This is a genomic window from Mesorhizobium sp. M7A.F.Ca.CA.004.06.1.1 (genome assembly GCF_003999135.1).
In the GTDB taxonomy this organism is placed as follows: Bacteria; Pseudomonadota; Alphaproteobacteria; order Rhizobiales; family Rhizobiaceae; genus Mesorhizobium.
In genome coordinates this window covers 1-4,631 of sequence record NZ_RZPQ01000478.1, presented here as the reverse complement: position 1 = coordinate 4,631, position 4,631 = coordinate 1, and the positions used below count along the sequence as shown (strand labels likewise).

At 63.0% G+C, this 4,631-nt stretch carries 6 protein-coding genes; 2 read left to right on the top strand and 4 right to left on the bottom strand.

The window, feature by feature from the left end; translation table 11 throughout:
- Window positions 1-1,150 (top strand): SulP family inorganic anion transporter (locus EN906_RS23830; protein WP_245484319.1); only part of this gene is annotated, 1,150 nt, incomplete at its 5' end.
- A 339-nt stretch (window positions 1,151-1,489) separates the two neighbouring features.
- Window positions 1,490-2,866, top strand: a complete 1,377-nt coding sequence (locus EN906_RS23825; protein WP_127267182.1) for an adenylate/guanylate cyclase domain-containing protein — start codon at window positions 1,490-1,492, stop codon at window positions 2,864-2,866.
- 128 nt (window positions 2,867-2,994) lie between these two features.
- Here EN906_RS23825 and EN906_RS23815 read toward each other — a convergent pair whose 3' ends face one another.
- From EN906_RS23815 to EN906_RS23800, 4 genes are all read right to left on the bottom strand, one after another.
- The gene (locus tag EN906_RS23815; RefSeq protein ID WP_164775720.1) at window positions 2,995-3,216 is read right to left on the bottom strand and encodes a hypothetical protein; all 222 of its coding nucleotides are present in this window, start codon (window positions 3,214-3,216) and stop codon (window positions 2,995-2,997) included.
- A gap of 118 nt (window positions 3,217-3,334) precedes the next feature.
- Window positions 3,335-3,853 (bottom strand): hypothetical protein, encoded by a 519-nt coding sequence (locus EN906_RS23810; RefSeq protein WP_127269739.1) that lies wholly within the window; start codon window positions 3,851-3,853, stop codon window positions 3,335-3,337.
- Window positions 3,846-4,205 carry a hypothetical protein gene (locus EN906_RS23805; protein WP_164748707.1) on the bottom strand — a complete coding sequence of 120 codons (360 nt, stop codon included), beginning with the start codon at window positions 4,203-4,205 and terminating at the stop codon, window positions 3,846-3,848. Before EN906_RS23805 ends, EN906_RS23810 begins: the two co-directional genes overlap by 8 nt.
- Window positions 4,202-4,345, bottom strand: a complete 144-nt coding sequence (locus EN906_RS23800) for a hypothetical protein (RefSeq protein ID WP_127375423.1) — start codon at window positions 4,343-4,345, stop codon at window positions 4,202-4,204. Before EN906_RS23800 ends, EN906_RS23805 begins: the two co-directional genes overlap by 4 nt.
- Window positions 4,346-4,631: the final 286 nt, after the last annotated feature.

Sequence of the window (4,631 nt, the reverse complement as noted above, 5' to 3'; positions counted from 1 at the left end):
CGGCGATGGTGAGGATGTACAACCCCGCCACGCAGGTCGCCGCAAGATTGATGGTGCCGGCCTGAAGCGCTGGCGGCCGACATGGCCTGCCATGCTCATCGCCATCGGGCTGGCATCGCTGGTCGTGGCGCTTCTCTCGCTGCCGGCGGAGACGATAGGCACTCGCTTTGGCGGCATCCCGCGTAGCCTGCAAATGCCCGCTCTGCCGCCGATCAGCCTGGGCAGGATGATTGACGTGCTGCCGGATGCCATTGCCTTTGCCCTGCTCGGCGCGATCGAATCGCTGCTGTCGGCGGTGGTCGCCGACGGGATGACGGGCCGGCGGCATCGTTCCAACTGCGAACTGGTGGCGCAAGGCTTCGCCAACATCGCGTCCGCCCTGTTCGGCGGCATCTGCGCCACCGGCACCATCGCCCGCACCGCGACCAATGTGCGGGCCGGCGCCCACGGACCGGTTTCGGGCATCGTCCACTCCGCCATCCTGCTCGCTTTGATGCTGGTGGCGGCGCCGCTCGCCAGCTACATCCCGCTCGCAGCCCTGGCTGGCGTGCTGGCGGTCGTGTGCTGGAACATGTTCGAGAAGCAGGCCTTCGCCACCTTGCTGCGTGCCTCGCGCGGCGATGCGCTGGTGCTGATGGCGACCTTTCTGCTCGTCATCTTCCGCGATCTCACCGAAGGCATCGTCGTCGGCTTCGTGCTGGGCTCGATCCTGTTCATCGACCGCATGGCCAAGTCGATTGCGGTCGAGGCCGATCAGCCGCTGGTGCAGGAGGATGTCGCCGACAGCGCCAACGCCTACGATGCCAGCGAGGCGACCGACGCCGACACCGTGGTCTACCGCATCTCGGGCGCCTTCTTCTTCGGCGCGGCATCGACCGTCGGCACCGTACTCGACCGCATCGCCGACCAGCGCAGGAACTTCATCCTCGACTGCTCGGCCGTACCGTTCTTCGATTCGACGGCGGCCAACGTCATCGAGGGCGCCGCCCACAAGGCCAGGCGCGCCAGCGTCCGCTTCATCATATCAGGCGCCGCGCCGCAGATCCGGCGCATGCTGATCAACCACGGCGTGAAGCGTCCGCTGGTGACCTATGCAGCGTCGATCGAGGAGGCGCGGGCGCAGCTGAAAGGCAAGATCGAGGTGCGGTAGGGGCCGGGATTTGCCGGCCGGCGGTCGCCTGAACGTCAACTTTTTGATCTCAAGCAAGCGGGGAGCACGCTTTAGGCGAGCGGGCTCACTTTAGTCCCAGATGCAAGGAAAGTCGCTTCGCGGCGGCGTCGAATGCCACCAATCTTCGTGACCTGAACAGGGAAGCCTCCGCCTATCCTGCTTCAGCTTTCACCGTGGTCCTTTGTCCGGACATTTTACTCTTTGCAGCCGCGTTTCAAAAATGAAACCGCAATCATGGTAGAGTTCGCGCACTGATTTGCCAGTAGAAGGCGGGTTTGCCAAATGCGTGACACGTCCCCGCGAAATCGAAGTGATCCTATGCCGACCGCGCCAACACTTGAACTTCGCCGCTATTCACGGCTGAGAAATTTGCGAGAGCGCGCAGAACGCCAAGGTGCTGCATTGCAGTTCTGGGCGCGTACGGCATCGCTCGCCGTGATCTCCTGCTTCTTTTCATTAATCAGCCGCTGGGATGCCTCTCTGCTCTTCGTGCTGGCGGGCCTCATGTTGTTCCAGCTCGTCGGCCTGATCCAGTTTCGCTTTGCGCGCCGTCGCAACGCGCCATGGTGGATCGGTTATCTCGTAGGCACGCTGGACATCGTTCTGTTGACCGTTCTGCTGGTAACGCCCAACCCGTTTTCCCCGGAGGTCGCGCCGGCCGCGATGCAACTGCGCGAAGGCAGCTTCAAATTCCTGTTGATTTTCGTGTGCCTTGGCGCGCTGACCCTTTCGACCCGATTGGCGCTCTATCTCGGAGCGCTCGCAGCCTTGACGTGGACGATCGGGGTGGGATGGGTGATTCTTCATGCGGGAACCGTCCTTCCGGCGACGAACCTCTATTCGCTGCCGACGACAGAGCGACTGAACCTCTATCTCAATCCCAATTTCGTCGACACATTCGCGCAGGCGACCAACGTGTTGGTTGTGCTGATTATCGGCGCGATCATGGCGTTGGTCGTCTCTCGTTCTCGACATCTGTCGGAAGACTATGTCAAGGCAGAGCGCGCCCGCGCCAATCTCGCCCGGCATTTTTCGCCAAATGTCGTCGACCAGCTCGCCGCGGATGACGAGCCCTTCGGTCCGGTCCGCCGGCAGGATATCGCGGTACTGTTCGCCGACATCGTCGGCTTCACACACTATTCCGAGGATCATCCGGCCGAAGCAGTGTTCGAACTTCTGCGTCAGTTCCACCGTCGCATGGAGCAGGTCGTTTTCGACCACCATGGCACCGTCGACAACTATATCGGCGATTGCATCATGGCCACATTCGGGGTTCCGCAAGCCAGCCATAACGACGCAACCCGAGCCATCCAGTGCGCTGAAGCGATGATCGCCGCTCTCGAAGACTGGAATGTGCAGCGGGTGTCCAGGGGATACCCGTCGCTGGACGTTCGGATCGGTGCACAATATGGCGCAGTCGTCATCGGTGCGGTCGGCAGCGAGCGCAATCTTTCCTTCGCGGTGGTGGGCGACACCGTCAACGTCGCCAGCCGTTTGCAGGCGCTTTGCCGTGAACTTCAGGCAAACATTTGCTTTGGGTCACGACTGATAGAAGCCGCGAAGGCGGAATCGCCCACGACACAGTTGAATGCGCGCGATCATGGGCCGGTGAGCATCCGCGGTCGGGATGAACCGGTCCATGTCTGGGTCGAACACAGAGCCGAAAACCAGGGTGCTGTTTCGGTTTCGGCGTGATATAGCCGCCATGTGAAACGCCTGCATCTGCCGGAAAGTTCACGCCTGAAGGCATCATGCGCTCGCAGGCACTGAGCGAGGCGTCGATGTTCCTCTATCTGCGCGATCTCGAGGAGTGCGAAATCGTCTCAGCATGATTGCATCTGGCGGCTGAGCTTGCCGCGCACGGCCCCGGCGGTGCCGACGGCGCCATTGACCGCGCCCATCATCTTCATCTGCCCGGCGGTCTCGTTCATGCGCGCCCGGCAATCCTGCATTTTTCTGGTCGCCTCGACTGCAGCCAGGGCTTCGCCAAGACCTTCCGGCGAGTCCGTCTGGCTGCAGCTGGAAGCCAGCAGGCAGATAAGCATTGCGATCGGGCTGCCCCGCCTGACACGTGCCGTGGCTGGGAAAATGCCGCGATGTTCGGCCTCGAGGCTCCCGCTCGGAGTTGCTTTTCCCGCCACCCGTTTGCTGTTGCCCAACATCCTATCGCCCCATCGCCGGGCCGAGGATGAGGCTGCGGATTTTTGGCGTCAGCGGCCTGACGACATCGGCGAAGGGGTCGCCCTCGGCCCGCAAAGCCATCAATCCTTCGACCTCTTCGTCGATGGCCGAGATGGTCTCTGACTTCTGTGCGTCGGTCAGCTCCCTCATGCCGGATATGGCACCCCTGAGCTTGGCGAAAATGGCATCGAGTTCTGCGGCCGACATCGTCGCCAGGAACCCGCGCATGGTCTCGCCAAGCGCGACCTTCCAGCTGTCGGCGGTGAAGCCGGCTGTGCCGATCAAGCCCTTGTCCGCCGCATCGCGCTCATACCAGTCGGCGGCGATCTCCTCGTCATAGGCGAACTGACCGAATTCGGGCTGCAAGGCCTCGATCAGGCCGACGACCGCCGACGCATCCCGCGCTGTCAGCGCCAAGGCATGCGGGCTGTCGAACATCATGCCGGCAAGTGCGAGCGCGCCGGCTAGCCGGCGCATGGCTGCGAAACGCCGCTCAGCCATAACAGTCCTCCACAACGCCGGCCCGGGCACTGCTCGTCGCCTGGGACTGCAGAACCGAGCCGCCGATCGAGGCGGCCTGGCCGGCAATGACCCCACCATTGCCAGCCAGACCGCCAAGACCCCCCGCCATCGACAGGACACCGCCGAGCAGAGCCGCATTGGTCTGCGCCTTCGCCGCCTTCTTGGCGGCCTCGGCGCAGGCGGTTTCCGTCGATGGTTCGTTCCGGGCCTTGTTGCTGCCGGCCGCGCTCGCGATCAATGCCGTGTTGCTGTCGGCCTGGCCCGTTTGGCAGCCCGCCAGGGCAATGGTCAGGGCCACGAAAATGCTTTTTTTCATGGTGCTGCTCATCATCGGGCAGCGCGCGGCGGCAGCTTGACCTCGCGGGGATCGGTCACCGTGTTGCCCAACGAGATCGACAGCAGATAGGCACGCGGATTGAAGCCCGCCGCGGCCAGTGCCGACAGCGTCTTGAACAGTTGCAAATGAAACATCGTGCCCCCTTGGATTGCCGCCAATACGGTTCCGGTTTCGGAATCGCGCCGCAAACTAGGGGCATCGAAGGGGGACAGCTTGGACAGAACGGCACTGAAAGCGGCCAAAACGGCCCGGTATTGACGTTTTGCAGGCCGCGGCGCATATGACCGCGCTCTTGGCATGGGGGTGTCGATGACTGCGACGATGGGGCCGTCAGCTTCGTTCAGGCTGGCGACGGAGATGTTTCCGGAGCGGGATCGCGTCGAGATTACGCGCGAGGTTTACGGCCGCACGGTTCTGAGG